A 22,669-nucleotide genomic window follows, 5' to 3' on the forward strand; every position below is an offset into this window, starting at 1 on the left:
AAGGGGCCAGGCCTGTCGAAGTCGACAAGCCCTACCCATTGTCTTTCATGCTGCATTACAACCCGAAATCCAATGGGTACAAAATTCATTACAAACGCTCAAACAGGACCATTGATTCCAGGTGTCCAGTGTGCGGAAACATATCGAGCATCGCCAGTCGCCGTATGGCGTATCCAGCGTTGAGCAAAGCATCGCTGTCACGAGCCAGCGTTGCTGGGTTACAGGATACATAAACAACGCGTATAGGTTCTAATTTTATAATATGTTGCATCACACCTGCAGCCCCCGCACGCGCAGGATCGAGCAATACTTTGTCGAATCCGTTTTTCGCCCACGGCTGTCGGGTAACATCTTCCTCAAGGTTTTCATGAAAGAATGTCACATTGTGTAATCCGTTATTCAGCGCGTTTTCTCGGCCTTTTTCCACCAACGCAGGAACCCCTTCCACACCAACCACGCTTGCTGCCCGAGTTGCCAGCGGTAGGGTAAAATTGCCCATGCCACAGAACAAATCGAGTACACGATCTTCAGGTTGTACATCGAGCCATTCCAGCGCACGGGCGACCATTTGTTGGTTTACCCCTTCATTGACCTGAATAAAATCGCGCGGGCTGAAGGTTAACCGTAGTCCATTTGAATCATACCAGGGCGATTCTTCTGATATTGATTCCAGTATCTCGCTTTGCGGGGCCAGAAACAAAGACAGCCCCTGAGAATGCGAAAAGCATTCCAGTTTTTCTTTATCCGCAGCACTCAATGGCGCCGTGTGGCGCAAAATCATCAGGGTTCCGCTTCCCGCCTGTACCAGCTCAACATGGCCTAGATGGCGTAACCCTTGCAGACTTTCCAGACACGCTCTGAGATGGGGCAATAACGCCTCAAGCTGGGGCACCAAAATAGGGCATTGTTTGACATCGATAATGTCGCTGGAACCGGATTTGCGAAACCCCATCTGCAATTTTTGTTCTTTTGGCCGATAGTTCAGGCTCAAACGTGCGCGACGACGATAGCCCCACGGGGCATCAGCTATAACATCCGACACCTCACATTTCATTAAACGCGACAACGCCGCGCTTTTGCTACGCTGCTGCAATGAGATGCTGGCATGCTGCTGCTGGCAACCGCCGCACACGCCAAAATGCGGGCAACGTGGCACTTCACGCTGTGGGCTGTCGTTTAAACGTCGTTTTACTTGCGCGCGGGCAAACTGTTTTTTATCTTCGGTAATCACCACCTCGGCGCTTTCCTGGGGTAGCAATTCCGGTATAAACAACGCCTTTCCGTTATGGCGAGCGACGCCCTGACCAAAAGGATCGAGGTCATTGACGGTAACGGTTATGATCTGACGCGTCGTCACGCGTCGTTTTGCAGAGTAGAATTGCGCCATCGACGAGATATTTCTCTATTTAACAGTGTGACCCTAATTGTCCCATAACGGAACTCCATGACCAACTACAGCCTGCGCGCACGCATGATGATTCTGATCCTGGCCCCGACCGTCCTGATAGGTTTGTTGCTCAGTATCTTTTTTGTTGTGCATCGCTATAACGACTTGCAGCGTCAACTGGAAGATGCTGGTGCCAGCATCATTGAACCACTCGCGGTCTCCAGCGAATATGGCATGAACCTGCAAAACAGGGAATCCATCGGCCAGCTTATCAGCGTGCTGCATCGTCGCCATTCCGATATCGTGCGGGCAATTTCTGTTTATGACGAAAATAACCGACTGTTCGTCACCTCTAATTTTCATCTCGATCCGTCTGAAATGCAGTTGGCGACCGGTTCACCGTTTCCCCGTAAGCTGAGCGTCACCCGGCACGGGGATATCATGATCCTGCGAACCCCTATTATATCGGAAAGCTATTCACCGGATGAATCCGCCGTAAGCGACGCCAAAAACACCAAAAATATGCTGGGGTATGTGGCGCTTGAGCTGGACCTTAAGTCCGTACGATTGCAGCAGTACAAAGAGATCTTTATCTCCAGCGTAATGATGCTGTTTTGTATTGGTATCGCGTTAATTTTCGGCTGGCGTCTTATGCGCGACGTGACCGGCCCGATTCGCAATATGGTGAATACCGTTGACCGAATACGTAGAGGACAGCTCGACAGCCGCGTGGAAGGTTTCATGCTGGGCGAGCTGGATATGCTTAAAAATGGCATCAACTCGATGGCAATGTCTCTCGCGGCTTACCATGAAGAGATGCAGCACAACATCGATCAGGCCACCTCTGACCTGCGCGAAACGCTGGAGCAGATGGAAATCCAGAACGTCGAGCTGGATCTGGCGAAGAAACGCGCCCAGGAAGCGGCACGTATTAAGTCTGAGTTTCTGGCAAACATGTCCCACGAGCTGCGAACACCGCTGAATGGCGTGATTGGCTTCACCCGTCTGACGCTAAAAACCGAACTCAACACCACACAGCGCGATCATCTGAATACCATTGAACGCTCGGCCAACAATCTGTTAGCCATCATCAATGATGTACTCGACTTCTCCAAACTTGAGGCGGGCAAGCTGATTCTGGAAAGCATTCCATTCCCACTGCGCAGCACGCTGGATGACGTCGTTACGCTGTTAGCACATTCATCCCATGATAAAGGGCTTGAGCTGACGCTGAATATTAAGAATGACGTACCGGACAACGTCATCGGTGACCCGTTGCGTTTACAGCAGGTGATCACCAATCTGGTCGGCAATGCCATCAAATTTACCGAAGGCGGCAACATCGACATCCTGGTCGAGAAGCGAGCCCTTAGTAACACGAAAGTGCAAATTGAAGTACAAATCCGCGATACCGGGATCGGTATTCCTGAGCGCGATCAATCCCGTCTGTTCCAGGCCTTCCGCCAGGCGGATGCCAGTATTTCCCGCCGCCACGGCGGTACCGGGCTGGGCCTGGTCATTACGCAAAAACTGGTCAACGAAATGGGCGGGGATATCTCCTTCCACAGCCAGCCGAACCGGGGTTCCACGTTCTGGTTCCATATCAGCCTCGATCTCAACCCTAACGTTCTTGTTGACCGCTCAACCACGCTCTGCCTGGCCGGTAAACGACTGGCCTACGTCGAACCGAACGCCACTGCCGCACAGTGCACGTTAGATATCTTGAGTGAAACGCCGCTGGAGGTGATTTACAGCCCTTCATTCTCCGGGCTGCCGAAGGATCACTACGATATTCTGCTGCTCGGCATTCCGGTCACTTTACGCGAACCGCTCACCATGCAGCATGAGCGGCTGGCAAGCGCTGCGGCGATGACCGACTTTTTGTTACTGGCCCTCCCTTGCCATGCGCAGATTAACGCCGAGAAGTTAAAACAGGGCGGCGCGGCGGCGTGTCTGTTGAAACCTCTCACCTCAACCCGCTTACTGCCTGCGCTGACAGAGTATTGTCAGCTGAACCACAGCGCGGATCCGCTGCTGTTAGACGAGAGCAAAATCGCGATGACCGTCATGGCGGTAGACGACAACCCGGCGAACCTCAAGCTGATTGGCGCATTGCTGGAAGATAAGGTACAGCACGTCGTGCTCTGCGACAGCGGGCATCAGGCGGTGGATCGCGCCAGACAAATGCAATTTGATCTGATCCTGATGGATATTCAGATGCCTGATATGGACGGCATTCGCGCTTGTGAACTTATCCACCAGCTTCCTCATCAACAGCAGACACCTGTCATTGCGGTCACCGCACACGCGATGGCCGGGCAGAAAGAGAAGCTGCTCAGCGCCGGGATGAACGATTACCTGGCGAAGCCTATCGAGGAAGATAAGCTACATAATCTGCTGTTACGTTACAAACCGGGTACAAGCACATCGCTGCGGGCACTCACCGCAGAACCTCTTGAGCCAGTCGTCAATCCGAACACGACGCTCGACTGGCAACTGGCATTAAGGCAAGCCGCGGGTAAGAACGATTTGGCGCGGGATATGCTGCAAATGCTGATCGATTTTCTGCCTGAGGTGCGTAACAAAATCGAAGAGCAACTGGTCGGAGAGAACCCCGAAGGGCTAGTGGATATGATTCACAAGCTGCACGGCAGTTGTGGTTATAGTGGTGTCCCCCGCATGAAAAACCTGTGTCAGCTCATTGAACAACAGCTACGCAGTGGAACCAAAGAAGAAGAGCTGGAACCTGAGTTTTTAGAGCTTCTGGATGAGATGGACAACGTTGCACGCGAAGCGAAGAAGTTGTTAGGGTAATATTCGCCGGATGCGGCGTAAACGCCTTATCCGGCCTACAGGTTTCACTGTTTACCGTAGAGCCGATAAGCGTCGTGCATCGGTCAGTAAACGCCTTCTCCGGCCTACAGGTTTCGCTGTTTACCGTAGGCCCGATAAGCGTCGCGCATCGGGCACATCGCCGAATGCGGCTAACAACTCAGCGTAATTGCTGCCCTGCTTTAAGCGTTGCGGCTACGTTTCGCGCCGTCATTCGTACGTTGTCGCTCGCGTTCTTCAGCGCCTCATCCAGGGTACAAATGGAGTAGATGACGCTGAAAACCGCATCCAGCCCATGCTCATGGACCACACCGACATCCGCCGTCAGGCTACCGGCAATGCCAATAACCGGTTTGTTGTAACGCTTTGCGACTTTCGCCACGCCAACCGGAACCTTACCGTGAATAGTCTGGCTGTCGATTCGCCCTTCACCCGTCACCACCAAATCCGCATCCTCAACGCAGGCGTCGAGGTGTAACGCATCGGTCACTATCTCAATACCGCAGCGTAGCTGTGCGCCGCAAAACGCATAGAGTGCCGCCCCCATACCACCAGCAGCGCCACCGCCGGCCAGATCCAGCACGTTGACGTCCAGATCGCGAACAATGAGTTGCGCATAGTGCGTGAGTGCCCGATCCAGGCGGGTAATCATCTCCGGCGTCGCCCCTTTTTGCGGGCCAAAAACCGCAGAAGCGCCCTCTTTTCCAGTCAACGGGTTGGTCACATCGCAGGCTACTTCAATACGACACGCGGCAAGTCGCTGGTCTAAATGAGAAATATCAATTCGGGCGAGCGATTCGAGGCCAGCCCCGCCATGGGCAATATCGTTATTTTGCGCATCCAGCAATTTTGCTCCCAGCGCTTGCACCATCCCGGCACCGCCATCATTGGTGGCGCTTCCGCCAATTCCAATGATGATATGCTCAACGCCTGCGTCCAACGCATGACGGATTAACTCCCCGGTTCCCCAGGATGTCGTTTTCAGCGGATCGCGTAATCCCGCAGGAACCTGTTCCAGTCCGCTGGCGGCCGCCATTTCGATAAACGCCGAGCGCTCATCACCGGATAAACCATAAAATGCCTGAATTGTGTTGCCCAAAGGGCCGGTAACATCAACATGCACAAGGTGACCTTGCGTTGCGGCAACCATCGCTTCGACCGTTCCTTCACCGCCATCTGCAACCGGAATCTTCACGTAATCCGCATCGGGCCAGATCTCACGAAACCCCTGCTCTATAGCCGTTGCCACCTCAAGCGCACTCAAACTTTCCTTATAGGAATCTGGTGCGATTACTATTTTCATAAAGCATCCTTACGCATGTTGACTATGTTAAGCATACACCAGGAGCAAAACCGCTCACTCTATAGGAGCGGTCCTGGATCACTTAGCGAACCATGCACGGACGCTTATTATCAAACGTCCAGTTCGGGATAAGATACTGCATACCCATCGCATCATCACGCGCACCCAGTCCATGTTGCTGGTACAGTTCATGCGCTTTCATGACCTGATCCATATCCAGCTCCACGCCCAGACCCGGTTTTGCCGGAACCTGCACCATGCCGCCTTTGATTTCAAACGGCTCTTTGGTCAAGCGCTGATTGCCTTCCTGCCAGATCCAGTGGGTATCGATAGCGGTTATTTTACCCGGAGCCGCCGCCGCAACATGCGTAAACATCGCCAGCGAAATATCAAAGTGGTTGTTAGAGTGCGATCCCCAGGTCAGCCCGAACTCATGGCACATCTGCGCCACACGGACAGAACCCTGCATGGTCCAGAAGTGCGGGTCCGCCAGTGGGATATCAACAGACTGCAACGACAGCGTATGCCCCATCTGACGCCAGTCGGTGGCGATCATGTTGGTGGCGGTCGGCAGACCGGTGGCGCGACGGAATTCCGCCATCACTTCACGACCTGAGAAGCCCTGCTCGGCACCGCACGGATCTTCCGCATAGGCCAGAGAACCCTTCAGATATTTGCCGATCTTAATCGCTTCATTTAGCGACCACGCGCCGTTCGGATCCAGCGTGACGCGAGCCTGCGGGAAGCGCTTCGCCAGCGCAACGATAGATTCTGCTTCCTCTTCCCCGGCCAGCACGCCGCCTTTCAGTTTAAAATCATTAAAACCATACTTCTCATATGCGGCTTCCGCCAGGCGCACTACCGCATCCGGGGTCATCGCTTCTTCATGACGCAGACGATACCAGTCGCATTTCTCATCCGGCTGACTCTGGTACGGCAGCGGCGTTGCCTTACGGTTACCCACGAAGAACAGGTAACCCAACATTTCAACTTCGCTACGCTGCTGGCCATCACCCAGTAAAGAGGCGACGTTTACGCCCAGATGCTGACCTAACAGATCCAACATCGCCGCTTCGATCCCAGTAACCACATGAATAGTGGTACGTAAATCGAAGGTCTGCAAACCGCGGCCGCCCGCATCACGATCGGCAAAAGTATTACGTACCGCATTCAGCACGTTTTTGTATTCACCTAACGTTTTACCTACCACCAGCGGGATCGCATCCTCCAGCGTTTTGCGGATTTTTTCGCCGCCGGGAATTTCACCCACACCGGTATGACCGGAGTTATCTTTAATAATCACAATATTGCGCGTGAAGAACGGAGCATGTGCGCCGCTCAGGTTCATCAGCATGCTGTCATGACCCGCAACCGGAATAACCTGCATAGAGGTAACCAATGGGGTAGAAAATTGTGCGCTCATAATTAAGTCCTTATTCAAAATTAGTGGCGGCCGAAAACGGGACGTTTACGGTCAAAAGTCCATCCGGGGATCAGATACTGCATTGGGCCTGCGTCATTACGTGCGCCGCCGGGCAGCGCCTTATAGGCTTCATGCGCTTTCTGTACCTGATCCCAATCCAGTTCCACGCCCAGACCGGGCGCATCGGGTACCGCAATTTTTCCGTTTTTAATCTCCAGCGGATTTTTGGTCAGGCGGCAATCGCCCTCCTGCCAGATCCAGTGGGTATCGATAGCCGTTGGATTACCCGGTGCAGCAGCGCCGACGTGGGTAAACATTGCCAGGGAAATATCAAAATGATTGTTAGAATGGCAGCCCCAGGTCAGGCCCCAGTCATCGCATAACTGTGCCACGCGTACCGCGCCAGAAAGGGTCCAGAAGTGCGGATCGGCCAGCGGAATATCTACTGAGTTCAGCATCACCGCATGGCCCATTTCACGCCAGTTGGTGGCTATCATGTTCGTTGCTACCGGCAGACCGGTTGCACGGCGGAACTCGGCCATCACTTCGCGGCCAGAAAAACCCTGTTCAGCGCCACATGGATCTTCGGCGTAGGTCAGAACATCGTTCAGCCCTTTACACAGGGAGATGGCTTCATCCAGCAGCCAGGCACCGTTGGGATCAACCGTAATACGTGCATCCGGGAAGCATTTTTTCAGCGCGCGAGCGGTGTCGATTTCCTGTTCGCCAGGCAGTACACCGCCCTTGAGTTTGAAATCTTTAAAGCCGTAGCGATCCTGCGAAGCCTGAGCCAGACGTACCACCGCCTCACTGTTCATCGCCTGCTGATGACGCAGGTGATACCACTCATGGTTTCCCGGCGTGCTTTCCAGATACGGTAAATCGGTCTTTGTGCGATCGCCCACGTAGAACAGATAGCCGAGTACGGTGACCGCATCGCGCTGCTTGCCCGGCCCTAACAGTTCACAAACCGGCACGTTCAGCGCCTTACCCAACAGGTCGAGCAATGCGGCTTCCAGCGCCGCTACCGCATTGACCCGCAGTTCAAAGGTCCAGGCGCCTTTGCCAAAAGTGTCAAAATCAGCGGCCTGGTTGCCTTTATGCACCTGCTGCACCACCTTATTAAGGCGCGCGACTTCCTGGCCCAACACCTGTGGAATCGCATCCACCAGCGTCTGATAAATCACTTCGCCACCTGGCGCTTCACCGACACCGGTATTTCCGGCGTTATCGGTGAGCGCCACGATATTACGAGTAAAGTATGCGTTATGCGCCCCACCAATATTGAGCAGCATGCTGTCATGACCGGCCACCGGGATGACCTTCATATCGGTAATAACGGGACTCGATTGTGTTGTCATCATCATTGTCCTGTGACAGGTTTCAGTTCGATACGTTTAATATCGCCCACCAGCACCAGATAGCTCACCACCGCAATCAGCGCATGTACCCCGACGTAAATCAACGCGCCGTTAAACGAGCCGGTGGTCCCTACGATGTAGCCGATAGCAATTGGCGTGACGATGCCAGAGATGTTGCCAAACATGTTGAACAAACCGCCGCTCAGACCGCTGATCTCTTTAGGTGCAGTATCAGCCATCACCGCCCAGCCCAGCGCACCGATACCTTTGCCGAAGAAGGCCAGCGCCATAAAGCCGATGATCATCCACTCCACATTGACGTAGTTACAGAACACCATCACCATCGACAGCAGCATACCGAGTACGATTGGCGTTTTACGGGCGATATTCAGCGAACCGGTACGGCGCATCAACCAGTCGGAAATAATGCCGCCGAGCACGCCGCCGGCGAATCCGCAAATGGCCGGAACCGAAGCAACAAAGCCAGCTTTCAAAATCGACATACCGCGAGCCTGCACCAGATAAACCGGGAACCAGGTGATAAAGAAGTAGGTCAGCGCGTTAATGCAGTATTGGCCGATGTAAATCCCGATCATCATCCGTGAACCCAGCAGCTGTTTGATTTGCCCCCACTTCACGCTAAACGGCACTTTAGTTTTGGCTGCCGCCTGATCCATGTTGATCAGCGCCCCACCTTCGGCAATGTACTCCAGCTCTTTTTGGTTTACGCCCGGGTGCTGGTTCGGTTCATGAATCACCTTCAGCCAGACGAAGCTGATAATGATCCCGAGGCCGCCCATAAAAAAGAACACATGCGACCAGCCCACTTCATGGGTCAGCCAACCCATGATTGGCGCGAAGATAACGGTGGCAAAGTATTGCGCAGAGTTAAAGATAGCGACCGCCGTGCCCCTTTCCTGTGCCGGGAACCACGCCGCCACAATACGACTGTTGCCGGGGAAGGAGGGCGCTTCAGCTAAACCGACGAGGAAGCGCAGAGTAAACAGCGCAACAATAATGCCGAAACCACTGAAGATATCGACAAAACCCTGCAGCAGGGTAAACATGGACCAAATAAAGATGGACCAGAAATAAACGCGCTTTGAACCAAAGCGGTCGAGCAACCAGCCGCCAGGGATCTGGCCGATAACATAGGCCCATGAGAAAGCGGAGAATACATAACCCATCCCTACCGCATCCAGACCAATGTCTTTGGCCATCTCCGAACCGGCAATGGATAAGGTGGCGCGATCGCCGTAGTTGAAGGATGTGACGATAAACAGCATCACCACTATCCAGTAGCGAGCGTTAGTGCGTTTTTCCGCGCTGCTCGCCGCCTGACTTAATGAACTCATTGTTGCACTCCTGAATCCTGGCTTTCGCCAGTTCATTCTGTACAGCACCTGTAGGGTGATCAGAATGAGAGGTTAGTGTGTGGCAGTGTTGGTACAGCTCAGGGCCGTTTTATTCTGACTCGCTGCCATTCCGGGAACTGACGGGAAAAGTATATGAAGGAGTGCCACTGACCCTCACCGTGCAAAAACACAACATTGCGAGGGGGGAATGAGGTTGTTTATGGCATAAGCCTAAGGGAATTGAAGATGCTTCACGAAATTGGCGTTTGGTGGGCGTTTTGTTACCGCGTGGTGGCAACATCTAACCAGCGGTACTCATCTGGGTTTAAGGCGCAACGACTTATGATGACTAACAATTTGGGAAGCTGATCTCTTAGATTGCAGACCAACGCCTAACGTAACTCAAATTTTTTTAGTGGGTTATTACCTGCTGCAACTTATGATGAGATTGTTGTTCAGGAATTTGGGAAATTGAAATAAAAAAAGGACTCTAGTTTATTGGAGTCCCTATTAACATTAGATTTTTCATAAAAAATAATAAAGGATCACCAAAAAAGCCAGAACAATAAATTCAACAAACCAGAACGCCGCTTCAACTTTAAACCCCGTGGTTAACTCTTTGGGTAAGGAACGAATAAAATGATATGCTTCAATACTCATATCATTATTAAAAACCCTATTATAGGGAAAAATCAGACTAGACATAATGAAATCTATCTTTGCAAAGTAGATACCGGGAGTACCAATTAAACTTGCTGTTCTCGCCAAACTTGCAGTGATAGGAAGACGACCAAATTTCCCCTCGTATAATATCACTATTTTTTTATACTTCTCATCATTTATCACATAAGACATAAATATTAAGATCAACGTTATAATAACCAGCATTATGCCAAGGCTCATATTAATGACATCTATATTATCTGTTAAAAACTTTTTCATATATTATGACACCTGCTGCTTCATTAAATGAATCTGGGTCATATCGTTTAAATTCTGGATTATCAAGATCGTCATTCACTAATCCACCAAACCTATCACCTAGTTTCTCACCCACTTTTTCCGAATATTTACTTCCTGCAATACTTGAAGCAATGCCACTTACCAGACATACAATTGCGCCAATACCTCCAGCTTCTGATGTAATCAATCCCAGAACCCATGTACAAGCGGCTCTCCCCATAATTCCCCCGGCAGCTCCGCCAGCAAAACTTGCTGTTTGTTTGAGGCCGAATTTACTGTACTCCGTTATCGCTGCCTTTCTACATTCGCTTTCACGTCCTTTTGCGCAAGCCTCATAAACGTTAGTGGTATAACTCGCAAAATCAAGACCAACACCTATATAGCCTGTTGTTCTCATTATTTTTATCAGTTTCGCTGATGTTTCTATATAGCTTGCATACCCCTCAATATCTTTTACTCCTGTTTGATCCCACTTATGCATAATTGATTTGGTTGATAAACCTAATACCTGCTTTATATCTTCATATTGTTTTAAATTTAGCCGTTCTTTTGAGAATTTATTCAAAATACCGTCTAATTTTTTAAATAGCCGTTCTCGTTGACCAAAAAACTCCTCTCCAGAAATACGACCAGAATTACCACTATATGTTTTCTTATAAAGCTCCTGTATTTCATTGAGTGTTTTATTTATTTCTTCATAATACCCCCCACCGGCATCCTTTATATAACCCAGGATATCCCCGCTTTGTCCTAAAGCATCGCTGTATAATTGTGAAGAAAAAATATCTACGGAAGCTCTGTTTTCGTGTAACACTCGGGCTTCTGGCAGTGTTAATGGTGCAAGCGCTTTATCAATTCTATCACGCGCTTTTTGCAATGTTTCAATCTGTTGCTGATCTTGCATTTCAGGATCAACTACAAGCAGAATTGAACCCGGTTGTTTTTTTATATCTGGATTGAGCTTGTGGTATAACTCACGTGTACCATCCGGAGGATTAATAAAAAACCTGGATTCAAAAGATGACGGTGTGGCCTCATAGGGCAGTACACAAAATCCCGCATCTACAGGTTCGCGGGGCGGTTTATCCTCTTCAACCGGACATGAAGGCCCTGGTACTACGGTAAGAGGTTTTAGTGTGGGTGCAATATAACCTGGTGCGCCATACTCAATCTTTCGAGTAGGCCTTGTTTTTCTCCCCTGTTCTCTGTCGAGAGTTTCCTGATAAGCTCTCCTTACGCTCTCTTCGAAGATGCTGTCGAATACATCGGGCATAAATGGTTCATAAACTAACTCTCCGTCCTCATCAAAATAAAAAGGATTTCTGTCCCAGGACCAATGCTCACCACAATCAATCGCTATTATCCAGCCCACGTATAATTTGTGTTGTATCTCATCATAAATGGGATTAGATCTACCATTGGTGGGGCTTTCATACGCAACGGAAGAATATTGGTTTACATTCCATTTTCTCTGTGGTAGACCAACTATAGCTGAGCGCTGATTTTTATTATCAAGTTCATAATATACCCTTGCTAGCCTAAGACCTTCTTTAGGTGACACTATTTTTTCAAAGTCCTCTAATCTGGCACTTTGGCTAAAATCCCGAGTGTTATACAAAGTAAACAAGTTCCCCTCCTTAGTTTAATAATTTCCGTTATTATCATTTTATCTCATTTATTCATCTCATTAATTCATTCACAAAACCCAGTTTTTTAAGCCTGTTTTTATTAAAGCATGATAACTGGGTTACTTGTTTGTGCTTTTGCTATCATAAATAATAAAAAACCCGAATTTAATTTGTATAAATTCGGGTTAGAAATAAAACTATGCGATTGTATTTATAATACAGATAAATTAAAGAAAATTTTCCTTATTGATAATCAGATTGGTCTCTCCATGTCCATCATTTGTTACAGGCCCGTGCAAGCAAATCGCCGCCGGGCGAGAGATTATTTAAGCAAAGTTCCCCAGTTTTCTACCCAGGGATTGGATTCACTTTCCGGTTCAGGATGCTCGCTGGCATCAATCAGCAGCATTTCCCCTACCCGGTGGGCGCTTTGTTCCTGCAACAAAGCATCGAACAGTTTGCCGCCATTGCAGAAATTAACGTAGCTACTGTCGCCCAGCGCAATAACGCCGTAATGCAGATTTGGCTGGAAACCGAGATTATCTTTGATCCCTTGAAACAGCGGCACGATGCTATCCGGCAGATCGCCCTGCCCGGTCGTTGAGGTCACTACCAGCACATATTTATCCTGATATGCCTGCCAGTCGCTAAGCTCCGGATCTTCGAACACCGTAGCTTTATGACCCTGCGCCGTCAAAATAGCTTCGGCCTCTTCGGCAACCAGCAGCGCGTTTCCGTACATCGTGCCGACAAAAATTCCAATTTCCGCCATAACCGTAATCTCCTGGGACTTAAGAATCTATCTGCTCATCCTGACCTGACAGCCCGCTGAACTCAACCCTTTCATTCTCAGGGAGAAGTCCACGCCAGCCAAACTGTGATAACGCCTGCATCCAGACGTCATCCAGCCCGGCGCGAATAACCAGCGGTTCGCCGGTGAAAGGATGGGTCAGCGCAAGCTGGCTGGCATGCAGCATCAATCTCTGGCAACCGAAATGCTCTGCGGCGCTGCGGTTTTGCCGCAAATCACCATGCTTGCTGTCGCCGATAATCGGATGGCGCAAGTGCGCCAGATGGCGTCTGAGCTGGTGCTTGCGACCGGTTTTAGGGTCCAGCTCCACCAGCCCGTAACGGGTAGTCGGATAACGCCCGGTCGCTACCGGCATTTCTACCGTTGCCAGGCCACGATAATGGGTGACAGCAGGCTGCGGGCCTTTATCATCGCGGGCAAACTTATCGGCAATCTTATCCAGCTCTTCGACCAGCGGGTAATCCAGCACGGCATCATCCATCAGCCAGCCACGCACAATCGCATGATAGCGTTTCTGAATTTGATGATGTTCAAACTGCTGGGACAGTAAACGCCCGGCTTCGCTGGACAGTCCCATCAGCAGCACGCCGGAGGTTGGTCTGTCGAGTCGATGGGCGGTAAATACGTGCTGACCAATTTGGTCGCGCACCGTTTGCATCACCACCACTTTCTCATCCCGGTCGAGCCAACTGCGGTGAACCAACCAGCCCGAAGGTTTATTGACGGCGACCAGCCATTCGTCCTGATAAAGAATTTCCAGCATCAGGCGTTATCACTTGTAAACAGCGCATCCAGCTCCTGCAATGCAGCCAGGAGAATGTCGCGTTGCGGGTGATCGGCTGCCAGCGCCATTTCGTAATACGGTGCGACGGCAAAAGCCTGCGGAAGCGGCTGCGCGTTATCAATCAACGTATGCATGCGGGGAATCAACACCCACTGCAGCCACTCGACCGGCTCCATGGTATCCATACAAAAAGGCTGCGTACTGGTAAACAGATGCTCTGCTGGCTCATCCATCCGCCAGTGATGATGTTCACGCAGTAGCGCTTCAAGTGCGTGTAACTGCTGGCGCACACGGTCATGAGTCGTCATGAAATTAACCTCAATGATGAAAGAATCTGGCGCGAAGAATAGCACTAGTGAAGGGAAATAAAAAAAGGGAGCACTGTAAAAACAGTGCTCCCGGTTCGTTTCGCAGCATTCCAGCTACTTTTAGTGCTCCCTGCTCATCCGTGACAACTTTTCCTGTGGTCTTACGACCGTGTTCATCCTGAACTTTTGCATCCTGCTCACATCACCCCGATGTGAAAACTTCATCCTGAAGTATCCTGGCCATCCAGACCCGCCGAACATCCTGACCGGCTCTCATTCTCCATCCTGGAGGTGTCCTTTAACGCATCCAGCGTCTTCCTCTTTGCTTCGTCCTGAAGCCTGTCCTTGCAACACCGTCCTGGTGTGTCCTGTCGAAGAGCCATCATCCTGATGTTCTCTTCGTTGTGCGACTCCTTGTCGACAGATATAGAATCGCCTGTTTCGCTTTGTCTTACAAGATGCTTACAGGCTTACCCTTACGATTATTTTCGTATGAAAGTTGACAATAAAACACTAACCAATTGAATAATAATAAATTATTATTTTATCAATTCATTAAGTCTTTACTTATCACCTGGCAATGTCCTACAGGGTTTGTAAGAGATCTCTCACAAGATTCAGGGCAAACTGGATTACAGAACTGGCTTAAGTTGAGTGAGGAATTCCGCAAGTGAGGCCGCCAGCACCGTTCGTTTACGGGTTCCCAGCGTTTCTTTGCACACTTCACCGGACAGATTGCACACCGAAATGACGTCAAGCTCATTATCTTGTGTGGCAATAAAAAGCGTAGGTGATAGCTTGAGGCGCTTTTGCGTAACCAGATGACCAATCAGGTTTTCCTGAACGCGCCTGAAGTCATCTTCACTCCAGGTTTGCAGCAGCGTGAGCTTTTCATCCGCAAACTGCGCGTGCATATCACCAGCAAACTGGGTGGTGTAAAAAGCGTGAACGGCAGGTTGTACCACAATATCAAATGCCCGTTCAACCGCATTGAGGTTATTTTCGCCGACAAATGGTTGAGGCCGCCAAAATACGGCATCGTCTGTGGAAGAAATGATACACGGAGAAGGTACGCCATACAGCTCTTCGCTGAGCGGCCAACTGTTGTTTTTTTCATGCCATGCGTCGCAATAACGCGTCGTAAAGGCTATCAACGCCTGCGCTGTCAATTCGTCCACTGATTTCTCTCTTCACAAAAGCCAGGATACACTTGTCGCATAGTGTATCTGGTTTATGACGGTGAAACATGTCCTCTTATGAAAATCATCAGGCGCTTAACGGCCTGACTCTTGGTAAATCAACGGATTACCGAGACAATTACGATGCAAGTCTGTTGCAGGGCGTTCCGCGCAGCCTGAATCGCGACCCGCTGGATTTAAAGGCCGATAACTTGCCTTTTCACGGTGCGGATATCTGGACGCTATATGAACTGTCGTGGCTGAATGCCAACGGCTTACCGCAAGTCGCGGTCGGTCACGTGGAACTGGATTACACCAGCGTAAATCTGATTGAGTCGAAAAGCTTTAAGCTTTACCTGAACAGTTTTAACCAGACGCGTTTTGATTCCTGGGACGCGGTACGCCAGACACTGGAAAACGATCTTCGCGCCTGCGCTCAAGGTGATGTCAGCGTGGCGCTGTACCGCCTTGACGAACTGGAAGGGCAGCCGATAGCCCACTTTAATGGGACCTGTATCGACAATCAGGATATCGTCATCGACAACTACCAGTTCAGCACTGCGTATCTGGAAAATGCCGTGAGCGGTGAAAAAGCAGTGGAAGAGACGCTGGTCAGCCACCTGCTGAAATCCAACTGTCTGATTACCCATCAACCCGACTGGGGCTCCATACAAATTCAGTATCGTGGACGGAAAATCGACAGAGAGAAGCTGCTGCGTTATCTGGTCTCCTTCCGCCACCATAATGAATTTCATGAGCAGTGCGTGGAACGTATTTTCAATGACATTCTGCGCTTCTGCCAGCCAGAGAAACTGAGCGTCTACGCACGCTACACGCGACGTGGCGGCCTGGACATTAACCCATGGCGCACCAACACCGATTTCACTCCGGCAACCGGTCGTCTGGTACGTCAGTAATCTTTTTTCTCAATTTTGCGTGTCGGATTCCGCGCGCAAGGTTGTGAAAGGTCATAAGCCAGGGCTATTGTAATCAATAGGGAATGACGTGTTGCGTCCCATAAGGAGTTTACTTGATTACACATATTAGCCCGCTTGGCTCAATGGACATGTTGTCGCAGCTGGAAGTCGATATGCTTAAACGCACGGCCAGCAGCGACCTGTATCAACTGTTTCGTAACTGTTCGCTTGCCGTTCTGAACTCCGGCAGTTTGACCGACAACAGCAAAGAACTGCTGTCACGCTTTGAAAGTTTCGATATTAACGTACTGCGCCGCGAACGGGGCGTGAAGCTGGAACTGATCAACCCACCTGAAGATGCGTTTGTTGACGGACGCATTATTCGTGCGCTACAGGCAAACCTGTTTGCCGTGCTGCGTGACATTCTGTTCGTCAATGGCCAGATCCATAACGCTGGTCGTTTTCAGCATTTGGATCTCGAAAGCTCGGTGCATATTACCAACCTCGTATTCTCGATCCTGCGTAATGCACGGGCGCTGCACGTTGGTGAAGCGCCGAACATGGTCGTCTGCTGGGGCGGTCACTCAATCAACGAGAATGAATACCTGTACGCCCGTCGCGTCGGCACCCAACTGGGCCTGCGCGAACTAAACATCTGTACCGGCTGCGGTCCGGGGGCGATGGAAGCGCCAATGAAAGGCGCTGCGGTCGGCCACGCCCAGCAGCGATACAAAGACAGCCGCTTTATTGGCATGACCGAACCGTCAATCATCGCCGCTGAACCGCCTAACCCGCTGGTAAACGAACTGATCATCATGCCGGACATTGAAAAACGTCTGGAAGCGTTCGTGCGTATCGCCCACGGTATTATCATCTTCCCGGGTGGCGTAGGGACAGCAGAAGAGCTGCTGTATCTGCTGGGGATCCTGATGAATCCAGCGAACAAAGATCAGGTACTACCGCTGATCCTGACCGGACCAAAAGAGAGTGCGGATTACTTCCGCGTGCTGGACGAATTTATCGTGCACACGCTGGGGGAAGATGCGCGTCGCCACTATCGCATTATCATTGACGATGCAGCGGAAGTGGCGCGTCTGATGAAAAAAGCGATGCCGCTGGTGAAAGAAAACCGTCGCGACACAGGTGATGCTTACAGCTTTAACTGGTCGATTCGTATCGCGCCCGATCTGCAAATGCCGTTCGAACCGTCTCATGAAAACATGGCCAACCTGAAGCTGTACCCGGATCAACCCGTTGAAGTACTGGCGGCCGATCTACGTCGCGCATTCTCCGGTATTGTGGCGGGTAACGTGAAAGAAGTTGGCATCCGCGCTATTGAAGAGTTTGGCCCGTATAAAATCCACGGTGATCGTGAAATGATGCGCCGCATGGACGATCTCTTGCAGGGCTTTGTTGCACAACATCGTATGAAGTTACCGGGCACTGCGTATATCCCTTGTTACGAGATCTGCGCCTAACCTTCAACACCCGCTAGCAGCGCTATAGCGGTGACAGTTTTGTCCATATCAAAGCCGGGTTTGGCGCACTTGCCTCCCGGCTTTTTTTAGTGATACCAGTCACATAGCTCCGACAATCATATAAATGCCAGTGATGATTCATAAAAAACAGCGAGCCACGCAAACGATTACCTTGAAAAACCAACCGTGATTTATCTTAGAAAATTATTATTAGTCGCCGAAATCATCTAAAAACAACAGTTTTTACAGCTGAACACGCCTATCTTCGCGCCTTCGCTTTCATGAGATATGTCGTTAATGTTAGCCTTCGCGCCCGTAAATTCGCTTTGACTATTTTTTAACAGATTAATGGCCCAAATTTATCCACATAAAAGGTGGATTATTGCATTTGGGATCCCGATCACTGATACATTCATTACTAAAATGTATCTTTCCGCCCGAAAATTATTACGGCGAAAAATTATATAAAAATCGCTCAACGAATTTCGATTTACAGTCGGGTACTTTCTCATTGGATTGACCCCAAACCCGACTTTTTAAGCTTCCTCCAGGAGAAATAGATGGAAAACACTCAAACCAGCACTATCGTTACGGGCCAGACCCGCAGCGCATGGCGCAAAACAGACACCATGTGGATGCTGGGCCTTTACGGCACGGCGATTGGGGCGGGTGTATTGTTCCTGCCGATTAACGCAGGCGTAGGCGGTATGATCCCGCTGATCATCATGGCGATCCTTGCCTTCCCAATGACCTTCTTTGCACACCGTGGCCTGACTCGCTTTGTGCTGTCCGGTAAAAATCCGGGTGAAGACATCACCGAAGTTGTAGAAGAACACTTTGGTGTTGGTGCAGGTAAACTGATTACCCTGCTCTACTTCTTCGCTATCTACCCGATTCTGTTGGTTTACAGCGTAGCCATCACCAACACGGTTGAAAGCTTCCTGACCCACCAGCTGGCGATTACGCCGCCGCCGCGCGCAATCCTGTCACTGATCCTGATTGTCGGCATGATGACCATCGTGCGCTTCGGTGAGCAAATGATCGTTAAGGCGATGAGCATCCTGGTATTCCCGTTCGTTGCGGCGCTGATGCTGCTGGCGCTGTACCTGATCCCTCAGTGGAGCGGTGCGATTCTGGAAACCATGTCTTTTGACTCTGCGGCAACCACCGGCAACGGCCTGCTGTTGACCCTGTGGCTGGCAATTCCGGTAATGGTGTTCTCCTTCAACCACTCCCCGATCATCTCCTCCTTCGCCGTGGCGAAGCGTGAAGAGTACGGTGATGAAGCAGAGAAAAAATGCTCCAAGATTCTGGCATTCGCTCACATCATGATGGTACTGACCGTTATGTTCTTCGTCTTCAGCTGCGTATTCAGCCTGACTCCGGCAGACCTGGCAGCAGCGAAAGAGCAGAACATCTCGATTCTGTCTTACCTGGCGAACCACTTTAACGCGCCGATTATTGCCTGGATGGCACCGATCATCGCGATTATCGCTATCACCAAATCCTTCCTGGGCCACTACCTGGGCGCACGTGAAGGCTTCAATGGTATGGTGATTAAGTCTCTGCGCGGCAAAGGCAAATCCATCGAAATCAACAAACTGAACAAAATCACTGCGCTGTTCATGCTGGTAACCACCTGGATTGTGGCGACGCTGAACCCAAGCATCCTCGGCATGATTGAGACCCTGGGTGGCCCAATCATCGCGATGATTCTGTTCCTGATGCCGATGTATGCCATTCAGAAAGTACCGGCAATGCGTAAGTACAGCGGCCATATCAGCAACGTCTTCGTTGTGATTATGGGCCTGATCGCTATCTCCGCTATTTTCTACTCTCTGTTCAGTTAATTCCCCTGCGCCGCTCCTCGGGGCGGCGCACCTCGATACACAATGGACGCCTCATGATTAGCGTATTCGATATTTTCAAAATCGGCATTGGCCCTTCCAGCTCCCACACTGTTGGCCCGATGAAAGCAGGCAAACAATTCACGGATGACCTGATTGCACGCGGAATTCTCACTGACGTAACCCGCGTAGTGGTTGATGTCTATGGCTCTTTATCTCTGACGGGGAAAGGTCACCATACCGACATCGCGATTATTATGGGCCTGGCGGGTAATCTGCCGGATACCGTAGACATTGATGCCATTCCGTCCTTTATCCAGGATGTGAATACTCATGGGCGTTTGCTGCTGGCAGACGGTCAACATGAGGTCGAGTTCCCGGTCGATAAGTGCATGAATTTCCATGCGGACAATCTGTCCCTGCACGAAAACGGGATGCGCATTACCGCACTGGCGGGCGAAAAGGCCATTTACAGCCAGACTTACTATTCCATTGGCGGTGGGTTCATCGTTGATGAAGAACATTTTGGTTTACCGAACAACTCTCCGGTAAACGTGCCATATCCGTATAAATCCGCAGCTGATTTGCAACGTCATTGCCAGGAAACCGGCCTGTCGCTTTCCGGTCTGATGATGCAAAACGAACTGGCGCTGCACAGCAAAGAAGAGCTGGAACAGCACTTTGCTAACGTCTGGGAAGTGATGCGTAGCGGGATTGAACGCGGCATCACCACCGAAGGTGTATTGCCGGGCAAACTGCGCGTTCCGCGTCGTGCTGCTGCGCTGCGTCGCATGCTGGTCAGCAGCGACAAAACCACCACCGACCCGATGGCGGTTGTTGACTGGATCAACATGTTCGCGCTGGCCGTGAACGAAGAAAACGCAGCCGGTGGACGCGTGGTGACTGCACCAACCAACGGTGCATGCGGGATTGTTCCTGCCGTACTGGCGTATTACGACAAGTTTATCCGTGAAGTGAACGCTAACTCGCTGGCACGCTACATGCTGGTCGCGAGCGCCATTGGTTCACTGTACAAGATGAACGCCTCTATCTCTGGTGCCGAAGTCGGCTGTCAGGGTGAAGTTGGCGTCGCCTGCTCCATGGCAGCGGCTGGTCTGGCTGAACTGCTGGGCGGTAGCCCAATGCAGGTGTGCATCGCGGCAGAAATCGGTATGGAACACAACCTGGGTCTGACCTGCGACCCGGTTGCCGGCCAGGTTCAGGTACCGTGCATTGAGCGTAATGCCATTGCTTCGGTTAAAGCGGTGAACGCTGCACGTATGGCGCTGCGCCGTACCAGTGAACCACGCGTGTGCCTCGATAAAGTTATCGAGACCATGTACGAAACCGGTAAAGACATGAATGCCAAATACCGCGAAACCTCTCGTGGTGGTCTGGCGATGAAGATTGTCACCTGCGATTAATTCTCAGCACATTTTCGTATCTGTAGGCCGGATAAGGCGCTCGCCGCATCCGGCTTTTATTGCCTGCTGGCGCTTCGCTTATCAGGCTTTCGGATAGCGCTCTTTCGCAATGCTCGTCTCCACTCGTCGTGAATGTTACCCTACAGACTAATTTGTTAGGGAGAACACCGTGGCCGTCCACCTGCTCATTGTTGATGCACTGAATCTCATCCGCCGTATTCACGCCGTACAGGGCTCCCCCTGCGTGGAGACATGCCAGCACGCGCTCGATCAGCTGATTGTGCACAGTCAACCCACGCACGCCGTGGCGGTATTTGATGACGAAGCGCGTAACAGCGGCTGGCGTCACCAACGGTTACCTGACTACAAAGCCGGTCGCCCGCCGATGCCTGACGATTTACACCAGGAAATGTCCGCCTTACGCGCCGCTTTTGAACAGCGCGGCGTCTGCTGCTGGGTATCCAGCGGGAATGAAGCCGATGATTTAGCCGCCACTCTGGCGGTGAAAGTTAGCCAGGCGGGACACCAGGCGACTATCGTCTCAACCGATAAAGGCTACTGTCAGCTACTCTCCCCAACGCTGCGGATTCGCGATTATTTCCAGAAACGCTGGCTGGATGCGCCGTTTATCGAGAAAGAGTTCGGCGTACTGCCGCAACAACTGCCAGATTATTGGGGACTGGCCGGGATCAGCAGTTCTAAAATACCGGGGGTTGCCGGTATTGGTCCTAAAAGCGCCACACAACTGCTGGCACAGTTTCCAACGCTGGAGGCGCTGTATGAACATCTGGATGACGTACCGGAGAAATGGCGCAAGAAACTCGAAGAACATCGGGAGATGGCGTTTTTGTGCCGCGATATCGCGCGGTTGCAAACAGACTTACATATCGACGGGAATCTACAGCAACTACGCCTGGTTCGATAGTTCTTTGGCGATAGTTCTGTTGCCGGATGGCGCTGCGCTTATCCGGCCTACATTTCGTGCAACCCTGTAGACCGGATAAAGCAATTACCAGGCGGTGTGGTACAGCTCAACGATATCCCCAAGGCTCGCTTCACGCGGATTTCCCCCGGTACAAACATCGTCAAATGCGGCTTGCGCCAGCGCAGGAATATCCTCTTTACGGACGCCAACATCGCGTAGATGCAGTGGGATACCTACATCGCGATTAAGGGCGAAGACGGCATCCACCGCCGCTTTGCGTGCATCTGCCAGCGTCAGTCCTTCAACCTTAACCCCCATTACCCGGGCAATATCGCGGAATTTTTCCCCGGTGAATTCGGCGTTATAGTGCATCACGTGCGGCAGCAAAATGGCATTCGCGACGCCGTGCGGCGTGTTGTAGAACGCGCCTAACGGGTGTGCCATACCATGCACTAATCCCAGACCTACGTTGGGGAAACCCATCCCGGCAACGTACTGGCCCAGAGCCATCGCTTCCCCCGCCTGGCTGTCGCCCGCAACGGAACCGCGTAATGACCCGGCAATAATTTCGATGGCTTTAATGTGCAGCGCATCGGTAAGCGCCCACGCAGCCCGCGTGATGTAGCCTTCAATGGCATGAGTCAGTGCATCTACGCCAGTAGCCGCTTTTAAGGAAGGTGCGAATAAGCAGGTCATTTCTTCCCAAGCTGACTCGCTGATTAAAATTTCGCGGATCTGGGCCGAT

The 22,669-nt window shown here is 51.1% G+C and carries 18 protein-coding genes; 6 read left to right on the plus strand and 12 right to left on the minus strand.

Features of this window, described 5'->3' with window-relative positions:
• Positions 1–88: 88 nt before the first annotated feature.
• Positions 89–1,387: a 23S rRNA (uracil(1939)-C(5))-methyltransferase RlmD gene (gene rlmD / locus OGY18_RS12075; protein ID WP_008785684.1), complete on the minus strand. Its 1,299-nt coding sequence runs from the start codon at positions 1,385–1,387 to the stop codon at positions 89–91.
• 57 nt (positions 1,388–1,444) lie between these two features.
• On the opposite strand from rlmD, the gene barA reads away from it, so the two are divergent.
• A complete protein-coding gene (barA, locus tag OGY18_RS12080; RefSeq protein WP_286553136.1) occupies positions 1,445–4,201 on the plus strand; it encodes a two-component sensor histidine kinase BarA in 2,757 nt (918 codons plus the stop codon).
• 178 nt (positions 4,202–4,379) lie between these two features.
• Here barA and OGY18_RS12085 read toward each other — a convergent pair whose 3' ends face one another.
• The 10 genes from OGY18_RS12085 to syd all read right to left on the minus strand — a co-directional run bounded on the left by OGY18_RS12085 (position 4,380) and on the right by syd (position 15,333).
• On the minus strand, positions 4,380–5,522 hold the full coding sequence (locus OGY18_RS12085; RefSeq protein ID WP_286553138.1) for a glycerate kinase: 1,143 nt from the start codon (positions 5,520–5,522) through the stop codon (positions 4,380–4,382).
• A gap of 82 nt (positions 5,523–5,604) precedes the next feature.
• A complete protein-coding gene (gudD, locus tag OGY18_RS12090) occupies positions 5,605–6,945 on the minus strand; it encodes a glucarate dehydratase (RefSeq protein WP_003034111.1) in 1,341 nt (446 codons plus the stop codon).
• A 20-nt stretch (positions 6,946–6,965) separates the two neighbouring features.
• Positions 6,966–8,306, minus strand: coding sequence for an enolase C-terminal domain-like protein (locus tag OGY18_RS12095; RefSeq protein ID WP_286553140.1), 1,341 nt, complete (start codon positions 8,304–8,306; stop codon positions 6,966–6,968).
• A gap of 2 nt (positions 8,307–8,308) precedes the next feature.
• On the minus strand, positions 8,309–9,661 hold the full coding sequence (gene gudP, locus OGY18_RS12100; protein ID WP_166465432.1) for a galactarate/glucarate/glycerate transporter GudP: 1,353 nt from the start codon (positions 9,659–9,661) through the stop codon (positions 8,309–8,311).
• Positions 9,662–10,186: 525 nt separating this feature from the next.
• Positions 10,187–10,603, minus strand: coding sequence for a hypothetical protein (locus OGY18_RS12105; RefSeq protein ID WP_191236034.1), 417 nt, complete (start codon positions 10,601–10,603; stop codon positions 10,187–10,189).
• Positions 10,581–12,251 carry a DUF8093 domain-containing protein gene (locus tag OGY18_RS12110; protein ID WP_286553143.1) on the minus strand — a complete coding sequence of 557 codons (1,671 nt, stop codon included), beginning with the start codon at positions 12,249–12,251 and terminating at the stop codon, positions 10,581–10,583. The genes OGY18_RS12105 and OGY18_RS12110 overlap by 23 nt, the downstream gene beginning before the upstream one ends.
• A gap of 323 nt (positions 12,252–12,574) precedes the next feature.
• Positions 12,575–13,024 (minus strand): flavodoxin, encoded by a 450-nt coding sequence (locus tag OGY18_RS12115; protein ID WP_191213990.1) that lies wholly within the window; start codon positions 13,022–13,024, stop codon positions 12,575–12,577.
• Between the two features lie 19 nt (positions 13,025–13,043).
• The gene (truC, locus tag OGY18_RS12120) at positions 13,044–13,826 is read right to left on the minus strand and encodes a tRNA pseudouridine(65) synthase TruC (RefSeq protein ID WP_003825671.1); all 783 of its coding nucleotides are present in this window, start codon (positions 13,824–13,826) and stop codon (positions 13,044–13,046) included.
• Complete coding sequence (locus tag OGY18_RS12125) at positions 13,826–14,155, minus strand: YqcC family protein (RefSeq protein WP_003825670.1); 330 nt, start codon at positions 14,153–14,155, stop codon at positions 13,826–13,828. Before OGY18_RS12125 ends, truC begins: the two co-directional genes overlap by 1 nt.
• 632 nt (positions 14,156–14,787) lie before the next feature.
• Positions 14,788–15,333 (minus strand): SecY-interacting protein, encoded by a 546-nt coding sequence (syd, locus tag OGY18_RS12130; protein ID WP_003825668.1) that lies wholly within the window; start codon positions 15,331–15,333, stop codon positions 14,788–14,790.
• A 68-nt stretch (positions 15,334–15,401) separates the two neighbouring features.
• Between syd and queF the strand changes: the two genes are divergently transcribed.
• From queF to xni, 5 genes are all read left to right on the plus strand, one after another.
• Positions 15,402–16,250: an NADPH-dependent 7-cyano-7-deazaguanine reductase QueF gene (queF, locus tag OGY18_RS12135; protein WP_003825665.1), complete on the plus strand. Its 849-nt coding sequence runs from the start codon at positions 15,402–15,404 to the stop codon at positions 16,248–16,250.
• Positions 16,251–16,363: 113 nt separating this feature from the next.
• A complete protein-coding gene (ppnN, locus tag OGY18_RS12140) occupies positions 16,364–17,728 on the plus strand; it encodes a nucleotide 5'-monophosphate nucleosidase PpnN (protein ID WP_003034076.1) in 1,365 nt (454 codons plus the stop codon).
• A gap of 560 nt (positions 17,729–18,288) precedes the next feature.
• Entirely contained in the window at positions 18,289–19,578 is a 1,290-nt protein-coding gene (locus OGY18_RS12145) for an HAAAP family serine/threonine permease (protein ID WP_003034073.1), read from the plus strand.
• 53 nt (positions 19,579–19,631) lie between these two features.
• Complete coding sequence (locus tag OGY18_RS12150; RefSeq protein WP_003034070.1) at positions 19,632–20,999, plus strand: L-serine ammonia-lyase; 1,368 nt, start codon at positions 19,632–19,634, stop codon at positions 20,997–20,999.
• Positions 21,000–21,168: 169 nt separating this feature from the next.
• Positions 21,169–21,924 carry a flap endonuclease Xni gene (gene xni, locus OGY18_RS12155; protein ID WP_286553149.1) on the plus strand — a complete coding sequence of 252 codons (756 nt, stop codon included), beginning with the start codon at positions 21,169–21,171 and terminating at the stop codon, positions 21,922–21,924.
• An 84-nt stretch (positions 21,925–22,008) separates the two neighbouring features.
• On the opposite strand, the gene OGY18_RS12160 is transcribed toward xni, so the two are convergent.
• A partial coding sequence (locus OGY18_RS12160; protein WP_286553151.1) for a dehydroquinate synthase/iron-containing alcohol dehydrogenase family protein occupies positions 22,009–22,669 on the minus strand: 661 nt, incomplete at its 5' end.

The organism is Citrobacter sp. Cpo142 (genome assembly GCF_030332425.1).
Classification (GTDB): domain Bacteria; phylum Pseudomonadota; class Gammaproteobacteria; order Enterobacterales; family Enterobacteriaceae; genus Citrobacter; species Citrobacter portucalensis.